Annotated in this window: 12 protein-coding genes and 1 pseudogene; 7 read left to right on the forward strand and 6 right to left on the reverse strand. The window is 66.1% G+C overall.

The annotated features are described in order from the left end of the window. Positions 1–721 (reverse strand): DUF2628 domain-containing protein (locus tag DBR23_RS31315; RefSeq protein WP_233250612.1); only part of this gene is annotated, 721 nt, incomplete at its 3' end. 203 nt (positions 722–924) lie between these two features. Further along, positions 925–1,896 (reverse strand): annotated as a pseudogene (locus DBR23_RS20440) (YcjF family protein). A 263-nt stretch (positions 1,897–2,159) separates the two neighbouring features. Between DBR23_RS20440 and DBR23_RS20445 the strand changes: the two are divergent. Next, entirely contained in the window at positions 2,160–3,326 is a 1,167-nt protein-coding gene (locus DBR23_RS20445; RefSeq protein ID WP_108499428.1) for an acetyl-CoA acetyltransferase, read from the forward strand. Further along, positions 3,323–4,834, forward strand: a complete 1,512-nt coding sequence (locus DBR23_RS20450) for an AMP-binding protein (RefSeq protein WP_108499419.1) — start codon at positions 3,323–3,325, stop codon at positions 4,832–4,834. Before DBR23_RS20445 ends, DBR23_RS20450 begins: the two co-directional genes overlap by 4 nt. A gap of 51 nt (positions 4,835–4,885) precedes the next feature. On the opposite strand, the gene prpR is transcribed toward DBR23_RS20450, so the two are convergent. Beyond that, positions 4,886–6,901 (reverse strand): propionate catabolism operon regulatory protein PrpR, encoded by a 2,016-nt coding sequence (gene prpR, locus DBR23_RS20455; RefSeq protein WP_255581812.1) that lies wholly within the window; start codon positions 6,899–6,901, stop codon positions 4,886–4,888. A 254-nt stretch (positions 6,902–7,155) separates the two neighbouring features. Here prpR and DBR23_RS20460 point away from each other — a divergent pair, with 254 nt between their 5' ends. The 4 genes from DBR23_RS20460 to DBR23_RS20475 all read left to right on the forward strand — a co-directional run bounded on the left by DBR23_RS20460 (position 7,156) and on the right by DBR23_RS20475 (position 10,772). Next, positions 7,156–8,058 carry an oxaloacetate decarboxylase gene (locus DBR23_RS20460; protein ID WP_233250614.1) on the forward strand — a complete coding sequence of 301 codons (903 nt, stop codon included), beginning with the start codon at positions 7,156–7,158 and terminating at the stop codon, positions 8,056–8,058. A 78-nt stretch (positions 8,059–8,136) separates the two neighbouring features. After that, positions 8,137–9,180 carry a tripartite tricarboxylate transporter substrate binding protein gene (locus DBR23_RS20465; protein WP_108499420.1) on the forward strand — a complete coding sequence of 348 codons (1,044 nt, stop codon included), beginning with the start codon at positions 8,137–8,139 and terminating at the stop codon, positions 9,178–9,180. 43 nt (positions 9,181–9,223) lie between these two features. Then, entirely contained in the window at positions 9,224–10,024 is an 801-nt protein-coding gene (locus DBR23_RS20470) for an SDR family oxidoreductase (protein ID WP_108499421.1), read from the forward strand. A 100-nt stretch (positions 10,025–10,124) separates the two neighbouring features. Further along, entirely contained in the window at positions 10,125–10,772 is a 648-nt protein-coding gene (locus tag DBR23_RS20475; protein WP_108499422.1) for a DsbA family oxidoreductase, read from the forward strand. Between the two features lie 124 nt (positions 10,773–10,896). On the opposite strand, the gene DBR23_RS20480 is transcribed toward DBR23_RS20475, so the two are convergent. The 3 genes from DBR23_RS20480 to cphA (DBR23_RS20490) all read right to left on the reverse strand — a co-directional run bounded on the left by DBR23_RS20480 (position 10,897) and on the right by cphA (DBR23_RS20490) (position 16,276). Continuing rightward, a complete protein-coding gene (locus DBR23_RS20480) occupies positions 10,897–11,394 on the reverse strand; it encodes a CreA family protein (protein ID WP_056066440.1) in 498 nt (165 codons plus the stop codon). Further along, entirely contained in the window at positions 11,391–13,970 is a 2,580-nt protein-coding gene (gene cphA / locus DBR23_RS20485; RefSeq protein WP_108499423.1) for a cyanophycin synthetase, read from the reverse strand. Before cphA (DBR23_RS20485) ends, DBR23_RS20480 begins: the two co-directional genes overlap by 4 nt. Before the next feature lie 98 nt (positions 13,971–14,068). Further along, the gene (gene cphA / locus DBR23_RS20490; protein WP_108499424.1) at positions 14,069–16,276 is read right to left on the reverse strand and encodes a cyanophycin synthetase; all 2,208 of its coding nucleotides are present in this window, start codon (positions 16,274–16,276) and stop codon (positions 14,069–14,071) included. Between the two features lie 237 nt (positions 16,277–16,513). Between cphA (DBR23_RS20490) and DBR23_RS31320 the strand changes: the two genes are divergently transcribed. After that, positions 16,514–17,579, forward strand: a 1,066-nt coding sequence (locus DBR23_RS31320; protein ID WP_255581813.1) for an ABC transporter transmembrane domain-containing protein, incomplete at its 3' end; no start/stop codon positions are given.

Genomic DNA, 17,579 nt, shown 5'->3' on the forward strand with positions numbered 1-17,579 from the left:
CCACTTCAGGGGCTGGCGTTGGCGGTGTGGGTGCCCCTTCGGCCTCCGGCACCGGCAAGGCACCCACGGGCTTGGTGGCAGATGCCGCCTGGGCCGCTGCCGTGGCCTGCGCCACCGTGACGGCGGGTTCCAGCGCCAGGGGCTTCACGTCCGACGGCGACAGCGCCAGGTAGGCGATCAGTGCGGCCAGGCCCAGCACCACGTTTGCGAGCACCAGCACCTGCAGCCGCTTGCGCGAGCTGGCCTGCTTTTCGAGCAGCGCGCAGGCTTCCGGCACGGTGCGCGACGCGGCCAGCGCGCGCGCAATGCGCTTGCGGATGTCGGCGTACAGGATGGCGTTGCCGTACAGCCCCGGCACGGCAAAGGCCAGCACCGCAAAGGCGCCCAGCACCCCGAGTTCGATGCCCACGGGCCAGTGCAAAAACGAACGGCCCACGCCAAACACGATCAGTGCCAGCCCCTCGGCTGCCGCCACATAGACCAGCGCGGCGCCCCACAGCTGGCGAAACAGCATCCAGTTCAGGGTGCACAGGCAGGCGGCCCAGTTCCAGGTGGTGGTCGTACGGCCCGTGTCGTCAAAGCGCTCGAACACCTTCAGGTAGTAGTCCGTGTTCACGGGCCCCAGGGCCAGCCGCGACATGGCCGCCATGGCGTTGTCGGACGGCGAATCGAGCGACATGGCCGGGATGATGGAGGCGACAGGATCCGTGTGGTCGAGCATGGTCGGATTCTGTCATGCACCGGGCGGTGTGTTACCTGCCGAATCGCAAGGTGCTGCGCGGCGGCAACGAGTGCGCGCAGCGTGGTGGCGCGCTGCGGGGCGTCCGAGCAGGCCACTGCGTGCCTGTGGGACGGGTTTTGAGTCAAATCGGCTGCAAGCGCTAGTCGAATATGCGCAAGCAGCTATCAATTAAATAGCGTTCGCTATTTGCCCCGTACCAGGGCCATGATCTGGCCCGCGTCCAGCGTCGCAGCCTTCTGCTGAATTTGTGGCAAGTACTGCGTTTGCAGCTGCTTGGCGGGCGTGAGCAGGCCCTGAAAGGTCTCGCGCAGCATGGCCGTGCTCATGACCCGGCCCCCTGCGTAGTAGCGCTTGGCCACCTGCCCCAGCGCGTAGGTGGTGGCAAACGAAAACGCTATGCCTGTGGCAGCGCCGCCCAGCCCGCCGATGGTGCGGCCCGCCACCTTGCCCAACAGGCCGCCCAGCAGCTTGCGACCAAATTGCTCCAGGTACTGCGACGTCATGCCCACGCCGGCAGCGGCGATGAACTCCTTGATGTGGCCCTGGTCCAGCTCCACCCCGTGCGCCTTGCCAATGCCGTAGACCATCTTCACCTGCAGCGGGATGATGGCCATCGACGCCCATGACTGCGGCAGCAGCTCCAGCGCGCCATTGAGCAGCGCATAGTTCAGGATGGATTTGTCCAGCTCTGCGTCCGAGGCACCTGCACCGACTGCTGCGGCCAGAGGCGCAGCAGCAGTGGCCACCGGCACCGCCATCGGCACGGCCTTTTCGGTCACGTCCACCAGCGCATCGGCTTGCACGTCAAACGCTGCCGTCTGCGGGTCGCCCAGCTGCAGGGCCGCCTTGAGGCGAGTCAGAAACTCGCGCTCCGCCGCGGTCTGGCGGCCGTCCACATCACACACTCACACAGCCATCTCGTAGGCCAGCTGGCGGTGCATGGGCTCGCTCAGACCCTGCACGGCGGCCTGCACGCTGGTGCGCTGCAGCAGCACGTCCTGGTAGATGCGCGGCAGGTCGGCCACGCCCCCGTCGCCCGCGAGCGACTCGGCAATGCGGCGGATCTCTTCGCGTTCGGCATCGTCCTTGTTGCCATCGGCAAACGCGGCCAGAAGGGCGATGGTGAGGATGGATTTTTGCTGGTCCAGGGTCATGGTCGTCGTGCGGAAAAAAGGGGTGGGAGGGGTTGCACACTGCTTGCAGTGTGTTGTGCGGTGGCTTGTGAACAGGTTCTTAGGTGCAGTCTAGGCAATGCGGTTTCAACGCCACAGCGTGTGGGGGATTGATGGCGCGGGCTGTGCGTGGCGCCAGGGCTTCGGGTTTTCCCTTGGGTAGTTCGGCGACTGTGCGGAGGGCCATCGCTTGCCTACAGTGCTTGCCATCGCGCCGTCTTGGCGCACATCAACGGAGGATGGACATGGGTGCAGCGATCGTGGGTTGGGCGCATTTGCCGTTTGGACGGCTGGACGGCATGGGCCTGGAAGACCTCATCACCCGCGCGGGCCGCGAGGCCCTGCAGCACGCGGGCATCGACGGCACAGCGGTGGATGGCGTGTGGCTGGGCAACCTCAACGGCGGCTTCACGCCCGATGTGTTTGCCTCGTCGCTGGCCCTGCAGTGCGACGACGCCCTGCGGTGGAAGCCCGCCACGCGGCTGGAGAACGCCTGCGCGTCGGGCTCGGCGGCCCTCTATGCCGCGTGTGACGCGATCGAAGCCGGCCGCTCCCGGGTTGCCCTCGTCATCGGCGCTGAAAAGATGACCGCTGTTTCTGGCGCTGAGACCACGCGCATCCTGGGCGACTGCGGCTACTCCGGCGAGGCGGGCAGTCCGCCCGGTGGCTTTCCGGGCATTTTTGCCTCCATCGCGCAGGACTACTTTGCCGCGCATGGCGACCATTCGGCCACCCTGGCACGCATCGCCGCCAAGAACCACGCCAACGGCGCGCTCAACCCCTGGGCCCACATGCGCAAGGACCTGGGCTTTGAGTTCTGCAACACCGTGTCCGACCGCAACCCGATGATTGCCGCGCCCCTGCGCAAGACGGACTGCTCGCTGGTGTCTGACGGCGCAGCGGCGCTCGTCCTGGCGGCCGATGATGCGGTGGGCGACTTTCCCCGCGCCGTGCGCCTGCGGGCGCGGGTGCAGGTCAACGACTACCTGCCCATGGCGCGCCGCCGTGTGGTGGACTTTGAAGGGCCCCGACGCGCCTGGCAGCAGGCGCTGCAGCAGGCAGGGTGCGCGGTGCACGACCTGTCGCTGGCCGAGGTGCACGACTGCTTCACCATCGCCGAGCTGCTCACGTACGAGGCCATGGGCCTGGCGCCCGCAGGCCAGGGCCACCGCCTGCTGGAAGACGGCACCGTGCTGCGCGGCGGCCGCCTGCCTGTCAACGCGTCGGGCGGGCTCAAGGCCAAGGGCCACCCGATCGGCGCCACGGGCGTGTCGATGCATGTGGTGTCGGCCATGCAGCTCTTGGGCGAGGCGGGCGACCTGCAGGTGCCGGGTGCCACCCTGGCGGGCGTGTTCAACATGGGCGGCTCGGCCGTGGCCAACTACGTGAGCATTCTGGAGCGCGCCCGATGAACATCGCCCACCTGCTGCGCCGCAGCGCCTTGCTGCACGCCCACCAGCCCGCGCTGCTGCATGGCGACCAGGTGCTGTGGAGCTACGGCACGCTGGCTGCCCGCACCGCCGCGCTGGCCGCCCATCTGCGCACACGCTGTGGCGTGGCCCCGGGCGACCGCGTGGCCATCTACGCCGCCAATGCGCCCGAATACCTGGAAGCCCTGCACGCCATCCTGTGGGCGGGGGCCGTGTCGGTGCCGGTCAACTACAAGCTGCATGCCAAAGAACTCGCCTACGTGCTGACCGACTCGGGCGCGCGTGTGGTGCTGACCTCTGAAGCGCTGGCAACCGCCGTGCGCGAGGCCGGGGCGCCGCAGGACGCGGTGCTGGTCTTCGGCTCCGACGCATACCGCGCCGCAGTCGCCCACACGCCCATGGACGTGTGCGACCGCGCGCCGCACGACGTGGCCTCGCTGTTCTACACCTCGGGAACCACCGGTCGACCCAAGGGTGTGATGCAGACCCACCGCAACCTGCTGGCCATGACGGCCTGCTACTTCACCGATGTGGACGACATCCTGCCCGGCGACGCCATGGTTTACGCCGCACCCATGTCGCACGGCGCGGGGCTTTACAACTACGCCCAGGTGCTGCGCGGCGAGCGGCATGTGGTGCCGCTGTCGGGCGGGTTCGAGCCGGCCGAACTGGTGCAGCTCGCGGCCAGCGTGGGCCAGCTCACGCTGTTTGCAGCCCCCACCATGGTGCACCGCCTGGTGGACCATGTGCGTGCCACGGGTGCCCACGTCTCAGGCTTCAAGACCATCGTCTACGGCGGCGGCCCCATGTATGCCGACGACCTGCGCAGCGCCCTGGCCGTGATGGGAAACCGCTTTGCACAGATCTACGGCCAGGGCGAAAGCCCCATGACCATCACCGCCCTGCAGCGCGCCCAGTTGGCCGACCGCGACCACCCGCGCTGGGCCGAGCGCATGGTGTCGGTGGGCGTGGCGCAGTCGCTGGTGGAAGTGCGTGTGGTCGATGCCATGGGTCAGCCCGTGCCTACTGGCGAGACCGGTGAGGTGGTGGTGCGCGGCGACACCGTGATGCCCGGCTACTGGAACAACCCCACCGCCACGGAGCAGACCCTGCGCGACGGCTGGCTCTGCACCGGCGACATGGGCGCGCTGGATGCCGATGGTTTTCTCACGCTCAAGGACCGGTCCAAAGACGTGATCATCTCCGGCGGCAGCAACATCTACCCGCGCGAGGTGGAAGAGGTGCTGCTGCTCCACCCCCAGGTGCGCGAGGTGGCCGTGGTGGGCCAGCGCGATGCGGAATGGGGCGAGGTAGTGGTGGCCTTCCTGGTTGCGGGGGAGGGCGGTGCGGTGGCCGATGCCGTGCTGGATGCGCTGTGCCTGGAGCACATTGCGCGGTTCAAGCGACCGAAGGAATACCGGTGGGTGGAGGCGTTGCCGAAGAACAGCTATGGGAAGGTGTTGAAGACGGAGCTGCGGGGCAAGGGGTAGTGCTGCGGCGGGACGATGTTGAGGGCAGTGGCGTGTTATGGCAGCCCGCCATCACGCCCCATCTTCATCGGATGACCGTTCGTGGGCAGGTGCGCGCGCAAGTTCAGACGGTTTGTGAGCCGGTTTCCGACACCATCGCCAGAACGTCGACCTGCTGATCCCCAGCTCTGCAGCGGCTGCACCAGTGCGTCCGCCATGGCGCTCCAGCGCAGCCAGGGCCTGTGTGTGCCGATCGGGTTGTTCTGGCTGGTGCTCCGGTGTCGCCAGAGCAGCCAGGGCCTGTTCGATGTCTGGCCGTGCCGCAAGGAGTTCCGGGCATTCGTGACGTAGCTCGCTCCACTCCACCTTGTCGATATGCCGGTACTGAGACAGCCAAACGGCGATGCGGTCACACATGTTTTCCAGCTCGCGCACGTTGCCGGGCCATGGGTGCTGTTCCATGGCACCTCCCCATTGGGCCAACACCTCAGCGGCGGTGACACCCGACACGCCGACCCGGCTCAGACTGTGGGCCAGCAAACGCGCAGCCAAGACTTGGACGTCGCCCTTGCGATCCCGCAGCGGAGGCAATGCCAACGTGAGGGTGTTGAGGCGGTAGTACAGGTCCTGGCGGAATTGGCGCGCATTCACCATCTGCAGCAGTGGCTGGTGGGTTGCCGCTATCACGCGCACATCGACCGGGATGGACGTGACGGACCCCAAGCGGGTGATGCGCCGCTCCTGCAAGACGCGCAGCAAGCGGGTTTGCAGCGTGAGTGGCATGTCGCCGATTTCGTCCAGAAACAGGGTTCCCGTGTGGGCTGCTTCAAACAGCCCGCGCTTGCCGCCGCGGCGCGCACCGGTGAAAGCGCCTTCCTCGTGGCCGAACAGCTCGCTTTCGAGCAGCGTTTCCGGGAACGCCGCGCAGTTGATGGCGACAAACGGGCGACGCGCCCTTTGGCTGGCGTTGTGCATGGCCTGTGCAAAGAGTTCTTTGCCGGTGCCGCTCTCGCCGGTGATCAGGACACTGAAGTCGGTGGCGGCATACCGGCGGGCTCTGGCGATGGCTTGCAAAAACGCGGGGGCTTGCCCCGCCAAGCTTTCAAAGCGGTGGCGCGCAGCGTGGTCACTGCGGCGGTGCTGAATGCGCAGGCTGTTATCGGCCTCGTGGATGGTGCGTGCGTCGTACAAGGTCAGCGCCGCACCCGTGGTGTGGCCGCCCTCGTAAATGGGCGTGCGATTGGCAATCCAGTCGCGGCCTTGCAGGCGCAGCACTGCGCCATGTTCGGGCTGGCCGCCCTCCAGCGTCTCGCGCAGCGACAGATCGGTGGTGACGGACGCGAGGGGTTCACCCAGGCGCGGCGCACGCACCAGGCCCAAAATGCGTTGCATTGCAGGGTTGATGGCAATGATCTGTTCGGACTGATTCACCGCCAGGACCGCCTCTTGCAGCGTGTGCAGCACCGTGTTGAGCTGTTCGTATCGCCCGGCCTCCAGCTGCGCCACCCGCGCCAGCTCCAGGGCGTCTTCAAAGCCCTGGCGGATGCTGGCATGCGAATACGCCAGCAATCCAACGAGGCCTGCGTTTTCTGCCAGTTCCACCACCAGGCTGGAGCCCACGACCACGCGGATTCCATCGCCATGCAGCTGGCGGATGCACGCGCGGGCCGCGTCTGGCGTCTGGTAGGCGTACTGGTGGATGTCGATGTTCAGCAGGCCCTTGACGGATTCCAGCTCCGGCAGCGTGTGGCCGTACATCACGATGCCCACGCGGTCGGCCGTTGCCCTCGCCTTGATAAGCGCCTGCAGGATGTCAAAGCCACTCAACTGGATGGTGGCCACCGGGGCACTGATCCCGCTGCGCAGCAGGCTGGCGTTGGACCCCGCGCTCACAAAGACATCGACAAGCCCGCTGTCCAGGCGCTGGCGGGCCAGCTCAAGCGCCACCTCAAAGCTGCCGTCGATCACCTCGATATCCGCTCTGTCCCGGTATTCCGCCACGATGGGCATGGCCATCAGCCGGATCTGGCGATAGCTCATGAAGCAAAGGCGGGGGCGGCTGGCAAGTGGTGTGACGGGGGTTGGCATAGGGCGGACGGTTGTGCGGACGATGCGTTGGCTGTGCAAGCGTTTCAACGACAGGTCGTTGCGTTTTATTCTTTCTTGAGTGAAACACAAATATGAAACATTGGGGCGAATGGTGAAACATGCACGCCGCTGCTGTACGACGTTGCTGCGGGCAAAGTCAATCAAATCAATGGCTTACGGCAGGTGGACGGGCTGGCACGTACTGTGCAATAGCTGCCTTGATACCACCCTGTTTGCAACATCACTCCATTGCCATGTCTGAATCTGCTCCTTCTTCCAAGCCCTCCATACCCGCTCCTATCTCTTTGCGCCAGCGCCTGACCCAGCCCGGGCTGGTGATTGCCCCCGGGGTGTACGACATGGTGTCGCTGCGGCTGGCCGATACCTTCGGCTTTGATGCCTTGTACATGACGGGCTTTGGCACGGTGGCCTCGCACCTGGGCTTGCCAGATGCCGGGCTGGCCACGTATTCGGACATGGTGGGGCGGGTAAAAGCCATGGCAGGCATGGCCCGCTCCCCGCTGATTGCGGATGGCGATACGGGCTATGGCGGTTTGCTCAACGTGCGCCACACGGTGCAGGGCTACGAGGCTGCTGGCGCGCAAGCCATCCAGCTGGAAGACCAGGAATACCCCAAGAAATGTGGCCACACCCCTGGCCGCCGGGTGATCCCCATGGAAGACATGGTGCGCAAGATTCGCGTCGCTGTCGACAGCCGCAGTTCGTCCGATTTCCTGGTGATTGCGCGCACGGACGCCCGTACCAGCCTTGGTCTCGATGAGGCCCTGCGCCGGGCAGAGGCTTACGCCCGTGCTGGAGCGGACATCCTTTTTGTCGAGTCGCCCGAGAGCGAGGAAGAGATGCGAAAGATCGGCCATGCCGTGGATAAGCCCCTGCTGGCCAACATGGTGGAGGGCGGACGGACGCCTGTGCTGTCGCACAGCGAGCTGGAGTCCATTGGCTACAAGCTCGCCATCTTTCCGGTCACTGCCTTGCTCGCCGCTACCCAGGCCATGAAGACGGTGTATGCGCAGTTTCAGCGCACGGGCTCGTCGGTGAACAGCGACGCTGGCTTGATGCCCTTTGCGGAATTGACGCAGCTCATGGGTTTTGAGGACGTCTGGGCATTTGAACGCCAGTACGCCGAGACACCCTGACTTGCGAGGCGCGTGGCCGCTGGAGTCTTTCGCCCCCTCGACATGACGACGTCAAAACACAACACGAAGGAGACAAACATGAAGCCTCATCCATTTCTCATCCCCTACGGCAACGTGCCGCCTGCGCCCGGCTTGCAATGTCGGCGCAAGCTGCTCGCCCTGTCAGCCCTGGTGTGCCTGGGCGCGACGGCAGGGATGCCCGCGGCCACGTACGCTCAGGACGTCTGGCCCAGCAAACCCCTCCGGCTGATTGTTCCGTTTACCCCTGGGGGCGTCACCGACACCAGCGGGCGTCTGATTGCCGAAAGTCTTGGCAAGCGCCTCGGCCAGCAAATCGTGGTGGACAACAAGCCGGGAGCCTCCGGAAACATTGGCACGGCGCTGGCCAAGTCTGCGCCAGCAGATGGCTACACCTTGGTTCTGGGCTTTGACGGCACCATGGTGATCAATCCACATGTGTTTTCGAAACTGCCTTTTGATACGGCCAAAGACTTTGCGCCAGTCGGCAAGATTGGCGATGCCACCCTGGTGCTCGTGGCGAACCCTGGCGTGCCGGTGAAGGGCCTGGCCGATGTGATTGCCTTGTCGAAGACCCAACAAGGAGGTCTCTCGTTTGGAACCTCGGGGACGGGTGGTACACCCCACATTGCCGGTGAATTGCTCAAAATCCGGACGGGCGCCAACCTGACCCATGTGCCCTACAAGGGCGGTGGCCAAGCCATGACCGACGTGCTGGGGGGAACGATTCCACTGGTGTACACGGCGGTGGCGGGCGCTCACGGACACATCAAGTCCGGCAAGCTCAATGCCATTGCGGTGTCGAGTGCGCAGCGCACCAGCGCCTTGCCCGATGTGCCTACGTTTGTGGAGAGCGGTGTGCCGGACTTTGTTGTCAACTCGTGGGTGGGGCTGCTGGCACCGGTGGGTACGCCTGCGGCGGTGATCACGCGCCTGAACACAGAACTGAACGCGGTGCTGAACGATGCCGCCGTGCGTGAGAAATTGCGTGTAATGGGCATCGAGCCCACACCCGGAACTGCCGAGCAATACCGCGATGAAATCAAGCGGGACCTGGATCGGTATGGTGCCGTGGTGAAGGCGGCTGGCATTTCGATCGAATGACGCGGCGTGGTCCGGTCAACTTCACCTTTCTCAGAGCAAGTCAATGGATCTGAATCTCAAGGACAAGCATGTCCTCATCACGGGGGGCAGCAAAGGCATTGGTTATGCCTGTGCGGCGGCGTTTCTGGCCGAAGGGGCGCGCGTCAGCCTGGTATCGCGCAGCACCGAACACCTGGAGGCCGCACGTGGTCGGTTATCGGTGGATGTCCATGGCAGCGCTGGGCGCATCAGCGTCCATGCCGCTGACCTGCATCAGCCCGAGTCGGCGGCGAAAGCGCTGTCGGCTGCCGAAACCGCCTTTGGGGACGTCGATGTGCTGGTCAACTCTGCAGGGGCTGCCCGGCGCACCCCGCCCGAGGAACTGAGCGCGCAGGCCTGGCACGATGCGATGAACGCCAAATTCTTCACCTACGTCCACATGGTGGATCTGGTGGTCAAGAAGATGGGCGCGCGGGGCCAGGGAGCCATCGTCAATGTGGTGGGCGCCGGAGGAAAGGTCGCCAGCCCCATCCATATGCCTGGCGGGGCGGCCAATGCGGCGCTGATGCTCATGAGCGCGGGCATGGCTGCCGCCTACGGGCCAAAGGGTGTACGCGTGAATGCCGTCAACCCGGGCGCCACCCACACCGAGCGGTTGCAGGCAGGGATGATCGCCACGGCACGCATGCACAATATCTCGGAGCAGGAAGCGCTTGCACAGGCGACGAGCAAGGTGCCGCTGGGTCGCCTGGCGCAGCCGGCGGAGGTCGCCAACGTGGTGCTGTTTCTGGCGTCCGAGCGTGCCAGCTATGTCACGGGCGTGGTTCTGACGATGGACGGCGCAGCAACGCCCATGGTGGTGTGATACCCGAAGCAGGCTCTGGTTGGTGCACCATTAAGCCTGCGGCCTCCGCGGTTTTGCAGCCCGTCCTACCATCCTGGCTTGCCATCCACAGACTCGACCCATGACCACCACCCTCAAAATCGATTTCGTCTCCGATGTCTCCTGCCCCTGGTGCATCATCGGCCTCAAGGCGCTGGAGCAGGCGGCGGACCGGCTGCAGGGCGAGGTCGCGTTGGACCTGCACTTTCAGCCGTTCGAGCTGAACCCGCAGATGGGGCCTGCGGGTCAGGACATTGGCGAGCACCTGCAAGAAAAGTACGGCGCCACGCCCGAGCAGAGCCAGAAGAACCGCGAGGCCATTGCGGCGCGTGGGGCGGCGCTGGGGTTTACCTTCAGCATGGACAAACGCAGCCGCATCTACAACACCTTTGATGCGCACCGGCTGCTGCACTGGGCCGAAGAGAAGGGCGTGCAGCCCGCGCTGAAGAAGGCGCTGTTCACGGCGTATTTCACCGACGGGCAGGACCCGAGCAACCACGAGGTGCTGGTGCGTGTGGCGGGAGAGGTGGGGCTGGATGTGGCCGAGGCGCGTGCGCTGCTCGCCTCAGACCGCTACGCCGACGAGGTGCGCGAGCGCGAGCAGTTCTATCTGCAAAACGGCATCCATTCGGTGCCTGCCATCATCATCAACGAGCGCCACCTGATCCAGGGTGGGCAGCCGGTGGAGGTGTTTGAGCAGGCGCTGCGGCAGATTGCCGCGCAGGGCTAGATGCTATTTATTTGATAGCTGCTCAGGTATATTGCACTAGCGCTACTGGCATGTACGATCAAAAAAGGGGCCTGGAGCCCCTTTTTTGATGTCTGAGCGATGCCCCGGCCACACCGGGCTACCGTCACTTGCGCAGCGGAATGGCGGTGGCGCGGTCCACGGGAACGGCGGTCACGCTGTTCTGGGGGGAGCCGTCGATGAGCTTTTCAGAGTAGGTCAGGTACACCAGCGTGTTGCGGGCCGGGTCCACCATGCGCACTATGCGCAGGCGCTTGAAAAGGATGGACATGCGTTCGCTGAACACTTCCTCCTGTTTCTTCAGTGGCTCGGGAATGCTGATGGGGCCGACCTGGCGGCAGGCAATGGAGGCCTCGGCGCGGTCCTCGGCCAGGCCCAGCGTGCCCTTGACACCACCGATGCGTGCCCGCGAGACGTAGCAGGTGACGCCCCGTACGCCCGGGTCGTCATAGGCCTCGACGATGATGTCGTGGTCGCGGCCGATCCACTGGAACGCGGTGTCCACGGTGCCGATTTTTTCGCCCGATGCGGCCTGCACTGTGCCGCCCGCGAGGGCGGCAAGCGCCACAACGGCGGCGGTTGCCAACGTGCGCGCAGCGGTCATGCCGCGGTCTCGCCTTCGGTGCAGCGCTGGGCCAGGTGGGCCAGGGCTTCTTCGACCTGGTCCACCAGCACCAGGCACAGGTCGCCGGGTTGCAGGCGCTCCAGGGCGGTGTCTATGGCGATGAACTCGCCACGGATCTCTTCCACATGCGTGGTGCGCGGCGCACCGGCCAGGCCTTCGCGCAGCAGGGCCATCACTTCGCCGTCGGCGCGACCGCGCTGGGCGGCATCCTGGTACAGGATCACGTCGTCAAACGCGGCGCCCAGGATCACGGTCTGTTCGCGGATGTCTTCGTCGCGCCGGTCGCCCGCACCGCTGATGACCACACTGCGGCGCTTGCCGGGCAGGGCGTCCACGGCCTGCACCAGGGCGCGCATGGCGTCGGGGTTGTGGCCGTAGTCGGCGATCACCGTCGCACCCCGGTAGTCCATGATATTGAAGCGGCCGGGGGCGTTGTCGCTGTCGTTCACAAAGCCCGACAGGCCGCGGCGGATGGTCTGCCAGGGCATGCCCACGCCCCAGGCGGCAGCCACGGAGGCCATGACGTTCTCGACCTGAAAGCCTATCTTGCCGTTGCGCGTGATGGGCACGTCGCGCAGGTGGATGGTTTCGCGCCACGAGCCTTCGGAGGCGACGATGGAGTCACCATCCACGTAGACGGTGCGGTGGCCCTGGGCGCGGTGCGTGACCATCACGGGGTGGTGGCGGTCGCTGGCAAAGTAGATCACCTTGCCGGGGCAGGCCGAAGCCATGGCCGCCACGATGGGGTCGGCGGCGTTGAGCACCGCGTAGCCCGTGGGGGCCACGTTCTGCACGATCACGCGCTTGAGCACGGCCAGGTCTTCCACCGTGGTGATGTAGTTCAGGCCCAGGTGGTCGCCCGCGCCGATGTTGGTGACCACGGCCACCTGGCAGCGGTCAAAGCCCAGGCCTTCGCGCAGGATGCCGCCCCGCGCGGTCTCGAACACGGCGGCGTCCACCTCGGGGTGCAGCAGCACGTTGCGGGCGCTCTTGGGGCCGCTGCAGTCGCCGCTGTCGATCTGGCGGCCGTTCACGTACACGCCGTCGGTGTTGGTCATGCCCACGCGCAGGCCCTGGGCCGTGAACAGGTGCGCAATCAGGCGGGCGGTGGTGGTCTTGCCGTTGGTGCCGGTCACGGCCACGGTAGGGATGCGGCCGTCGTCGCCATGGGCAAACAGTTTGTCCACCATGGCCTGGCCCACGTTGCGGGGCTTGCCGTAGCTGGGGGCCAGATGCATGCGCAGGCCGGGGGCGGCGTTCACTTCCACAAAGCCGCCACCTTGTTCTTCAAGGGGGCGCAGCACGGTCTCGGCCACCATGTCCACACCGCAGATGTGCAGGCCCACCATCTGGGCGGCGGCCACGGCGCGGGCCGCAACCTCGGGGTGCACGTCGTCAGTCACATCGGTGGCGGTGCCGCCGGTGGACAGGTTGGCGTTGTTGCGCAGGATGACGCGCTGGCCTTTCTCGGGCACCGATTCAGGCGTCAGGCCCTGCATGGCCAGGCGGGCCACGGCGATGTCATCGAGGCGGATCTTGGTCAGCGAGGTGGCGTGGCCTTCGCCACGGCGAGGGTCCTGGTTGACCACGTCCACCAGCTGGCGCACGGTGTGCTCGCCATCGCCCAGCACCTGGGGCGGCTCGCGGCGTGCGGCGGCCACCAGCTGGTCGCCCACCACCAGCAGGCGGAAGTCGTGGCCGGGCAAGAAGCGCTCGACCATCACGGTGCCGTAGTCGGCCGCGTTCTTGTAGGCTTCTTCAAGCTGTGCGCGGTCGGTGATGTTGACGGTGACGCCCTTGCCCTGGTTGCCGTCCTGGGGCTTGACCACCACGGGCAGGCCGACCTTGAGGGCGACCTCCCAGGCTTCGTCCACAGTCTCCACCGGCTTGCCCAGCGGCACGGGCACGCCAGCGGCGTGCAGCAGGCGCTTGGTCAGGTCCTTGTCCTGGCCGATGGATTCGGCCACGGCGCTGGTCGAATCGACCTCGGCTGCCTGAATGCGGCGCTGCTTGGAACCCCAGCCAAACTGCACCAGGCTGCCGCGCGTGAGGCGGCGGTAGGGGATGCCCCGGGCTACGGCGGCCTCGACGATGGAGCCCGTGCTGGGGCCCAGGCGCTCGTCTTCGTCCAGCTCGCGCAGGTCGGCGACGGCCTTTTCGGCGTCAAAGCTGCCGTTGCCCAGCGCTGCCTGGATGAGTTGCTGTGCGTCTTCAAACGCCTTGCGGCCCACGGCTTCTTCGCTGTATTCGACAACCACTTGGTACACACCGACATCACTGGTGGCCGTGGTGCGCGCAAAGGTCACGGGGCAGCCGGCCTGCGCTTGCAGAGCCAGTGCTGCGGTCTGCAGCACGTGGGCCAGCGACACATCGCCGCCACCGGTTTCCGGGTGCAGGGCGCCGATGGCGGGGAACAGGGCCCGCAGGCGGGCTTCGAATCCGGCCATCTGGCCCACGGCGCGCTCGTTCTCGGCGCAGGTCACCACGGCCTCGATGGCCATGTGGCGGCTCCAGAGGTTGGGGCCGCGCAGGGCCCGGGTGCGGGTTACATCCATGGAAGTCTCTTTCAGTGGTCCATCAGAGCGCTGGGGCCCTGTTCAGGTCGTGGGATGTGGGGTCAAACAACAAACAAAGGCAAATGCACGAGAGGCCATCACGACCGCAGGGCGGCGGTGGGGACCAGTTCGGGCTCGAAGGTCTTGATGCCTGCGCCGATCAGGTCGGGGGCAATGTCCAGCGCCCAGGCCGTACCGATGGCGGCCAGCAGGGCGTCGGTGTCAGGCACCACGGCATTGCGGCCAAAAGTCAGATCAGACAGGGCGCCCAGCACATGCTCGGCGCTGCCCGTGGCCAGCACCACGCGGCCGTTCTTCACGAAGACGGCGCGGCCGTTGTCCTTGGCGCGGTGTTCGGCGATGACGGGCAGCGTGCCGTCCTGCGCATACAGCACCACGTCGCCGTCGGACAGGGGGGCCAGGTCGGCCACTTGGGGGATGGCGGCATTGAGCACCGCAGCGCCTTCGGCCAGCACCACGTCCACCTGGGTGCGCATCACCTTGGTCATCTGGTCCTGTTCGTGCACATCGAATTCGGCGAGCGTTTCCACGCCGTCCATGTCGGTCACCACGCCCACCTGGCAGCGGTCATACGCCAGGCCGTCGCGCAGGATGGTGCGGGCGTCGCTTTCGATCACGGCGGCCTGCACCATCTTGTTCATCAGCAGGCGGTGGGCGGCTTCCCAGTGGGCGCAGTCGGTGGCCTCCACGCAGCGACGATCCAGAAACAGTCCTTCGCGGCAGGCCAGGCCGGTGTGGTGCCCGCTCAGGTGCAGCAGCCAGGCCACCACGCGCGAGATGGTCGATGTGCTGCGCGTGCCGGCCACGCCCACCAGCGGAATACGACCGGCCTGGCCTTCGTCATCGGCGTCGGAGGGGAACAGGTGCTCGGCAATTGCCTGGCCCACAGGGCGCGGCGCGCCCACGGCGGGTTTCAGGTGCATGAGCAGGCCAGGGCCTGCGTTGACTTCGACAATCGCGCCGCCCTGGGTGTGCAGGGGCTTGGAAATATCGCGGGCCACCATGTCGATGCCTGCGATGTCCAGGCCCACCACCTTGGCGGCAAGCTGGGCGATGTACGCCACTTCAGGGTGCACGTCGTCCGTGCAGTCCACGGCCACGTTGCCATTGCGCTGCACCACCACTTGGCGGCCAGCGGCGGGCACCGAGTCGGCTTCAAGGTCCTGGCGCTTGAGTTCCAGCTGCACCTTGGTGTCGGTGGCCAGGTCGATGATTTCGAGCGGGTACTCTTCTTCGTAACCCCGGCGCGGGTCGGAGTTGAGCTGGGTGTCGATGAGTTCCTTGACGGTGGAGCGGCCGTTGCCGGTGATGGTGACCAGCTCGCCGCGTGCTGCGGCGACCACCTTGCCGCCCACCACCAGCAGGCGGTGCTCGTCGCCAGGGATGAAGCGCTCCACCATCACGTCGCTGCCCTCGGGGTAGGCCACGTGGTAGGCCGCTTCGATGTCTTCCTGCTTGCGCAGGTCCAGCGTCACGCCGCGGCCGTGGTTGCCGTCGGAGGGTTTGACCACTACGGGCAGGCCGATGTCTTGCGCGGCCTCCCAGGCTTCCTCGGGGCTGTTGACGACCTGGCCTTCGGGGATGGGCACGCCGCAGGACTTGAGCAGGCCCTTGGTCAGATCCTTGTCGCTGGCAATGCCTTCAGCAATCGCGCTGGTGTACTCGGTCTCAGCGGTCCAGATGCGGCGCTGGCGGGCGCCATAGCCCAGTTGCACCAGGTTGCCGTCATTCAGGCGGATGTGGGGAATGCCCCGGTCGGTGGCGGCGGTGACGATGCAGGCGGTGCTGGGGCCGAGGTACTGGTCGTCCACCTCGGTGCGCACGCGCGCCACGGCGGCCTGCACATCAAAAGGCTGGTCGTTGATGGCCGCCATGATCAGTGCATGGCCCTGGGCCAGTGCCACGCGGGCCACGCTTTCGTCGCGGGCGCGGAACACCATGCGGTACACGCCGCGCTGGCTGGTGCTGCGCGTCTGGCCGAAGCCGGTGGGCATGCCTGCCAGATTGAGCAGCTCGATCACGATGTGCTCCAGCACATGGCCGCACCAGGTGCCTTCCTGCAGGCGCTGCAGGAAGCCGCCGCGCTCGCCCACGCCGCAGTGGTGCTCGATCAGCGCTGGCAGCCAGGCCGTGAGGCGGTCATTGAAGCCGGGGATGGTGTTGGAGGGGTAGTCCTCCAGCTCGCCCAGGTCCAGCCAGACTTCCAGGACCGGCCGGTAGGTCCAGATATTGGGGCCCCGCAGGTAGTTGATGCGAAGCAGTTGGATGTCGTTGAGTTTCGCCATGGATTGCAGCGGTTGTGGTTCCGGCCTTGGTAAGGGCTGTGCGGTAGGGGGACGAAAGGGAATTTTGTGGACGATGATTGTGCGCCAGTCCAGGGCCTGTGCGCAGTGTCAGCCAAAAGGCCGCCACAGACGTTACAGGAGGATGCCGTCGCACCGTGGCGTGCAGTATCGGTGAGAATTCTTGCTTTCGCGAGAGCGGCCACCGCAGGCAGCCGGTGGCGGAAAACCCAACCAAAAATGCAACATCACCATTCTGTGGACGCCTCGGGTGTCTTTTCTGGCCCTGTGGGGGCCGATTTGCGGGCCATGCTCGCTTCCAAAGAGAACGTGTTGGCGGCTTTGCCGGTTGACCTGAGCGCCACACTGCGCTTTGCGGCGGGGTGGGTGGTGGTGACCTCCGAACGGCTGCTGGCCTGCGACCCTGGTACCACGACCTGGCGCAGCTGGCCCCTGGGTGAAGGGCTGACGCTCAAGCTGCATGACCATGGCGGAGTGGGCTCGCTCGAGCTGCACAACCCCCAGGAGCGCCTGGCCCAGTGGCGCTTTACCCTGGCGCACCATGCGCAGGCGCTGCGCCTGGTGCAACGTTTTGAGCAGCAAAGCGCCCGGGGCGACAGCGGTGCCGAGGACGAAGCCGACGAGCCCGCTTGCCCCACCTGCCATACGCCGCTGCCGCCCGACACCGAGGAGTGCCCAGCTTGCGCCCGTGCCCAGCCACCCCAGACCTCCACCTGGGTGCTGCTGCGCCTGTGGCGTTTTGCGCGGCCCTATCGCAAACAGCTGGCGGCCGGTTTTGCGCTGACGCTGGCGTCCACCGCAGCGACCCTGGTGCCGCCCTACCTCACCATCCCGCTGATGGATGACATCCTGATTCCTTTCCAGAACGGCAAACAGATCGAACCTGGCCTGGTGCTGCTGTACCTGAGCGGCCTGCTGCTGTCGGCGCTGGCCGCCTGGGGCCTGAGCTGGGCGCGCACCTACATCCTGGCGCTGGTGTCCGAGCGCATCGGCGCCGACCTGCGCACCACCACGTACGAGCACCTGCTGCGCCTGTCGCTCGACTACTTTGGGGGCAAGCGCACCGGCGACCTGATGGCGCGCATCGGGTCGGAGACCGACCGCATCAACGTGTTCCTGTCGCTGCACGCGCTCGACTTCATCACCGATGTGCTGATGATCGTGATGACGGCGGCGATCCTGTTCTCCATCAACCCGTGGCTCGCGTTGGTCACGCTGGTGCCGCTGCCCTTCATTGGCTGGATGATCCATACCGTGCGCGACCGCCTGCGCACCGGGTTTGAAA

It is taken from the genome of Acidovorax sp. HMWF018, from assembly GCF_003061035.1.
GTDB classification, from domain to species: domain Bacteria; phylum Pseudomonadota; class Gammaproteobacteria; order Burkholderiales; family Burkholderiaceae_C; genus Acidovorax; species Acidovorax delafieldii.

Coding starts and splice junctions, on each gene's coding strand:
- cphA (WP_108499424.1), bottom strand. CDS start 16,276: ATGGCGAAACTCAACGACATCCAACTGCTTCGCATCAACTACCTGCGG.
- DBR23_RS20465 (WP_108499420.1), top strand. CDS start 8,137: ATGAAGCCTCATCCATTTCTCATCCCCTACGGCAACGTGCCGCCTGCG.
- cphA (WP_108499423.1), bottom strand. CDS start 13,970: ATGGATGTAACCCGCACCCGGGCCCTGCGCGGCCCCAACCTCTGGAGC.
- DBR23_RS20480 (WP_056066440.1), bottom strand. CDS start 11,394: ATGACCGCTGCGCGCACGTTGGCAACCGCCGCCGTTGTGGCGCTTGCC.
- prpR (WP_255581812.1), bottom strand. CDS start 6,901: ATGCCAACCCCCGTCACACCACTTGCCAGCCGCCCCCGCCTTTGCTTC.
- DBR23_RS20470 (WP_108499421.1), top strand. CDS start 9,224: ATGGATCTGAATCTCAAGGACAAGCATGTCCTCATCACGGGGGGCAGC.
- DBR23_RS20450 (WP_108499419.1), top strand. CDS start 3,323: ATGAACATCGCCCACCTGCTGCGCCGCAGCGCCTTGCTGCACGCCCAC.
- DBR23_RS20475 (WP_108499422.1), top strand. CDS start 10,125: ATGACCACCACCCTCAAAATCGATTTCGTCTCCGATGTCTCCTGCCCC.
- DBR23_RS20445 (WP_108499428.1), top strand. CDS start 2,160: ATGGGTGCAGCGATCGTGGGTTGGGCGCATTTGCCGTTTGGACGGCTG.
- DBR23_RS20460 (WP_233250614.1), top strand. CDS start 7,156: ATGTCTGAATCTGCTCCTTCTTCCAAGCCCTCCATACCCGCTCCTATC.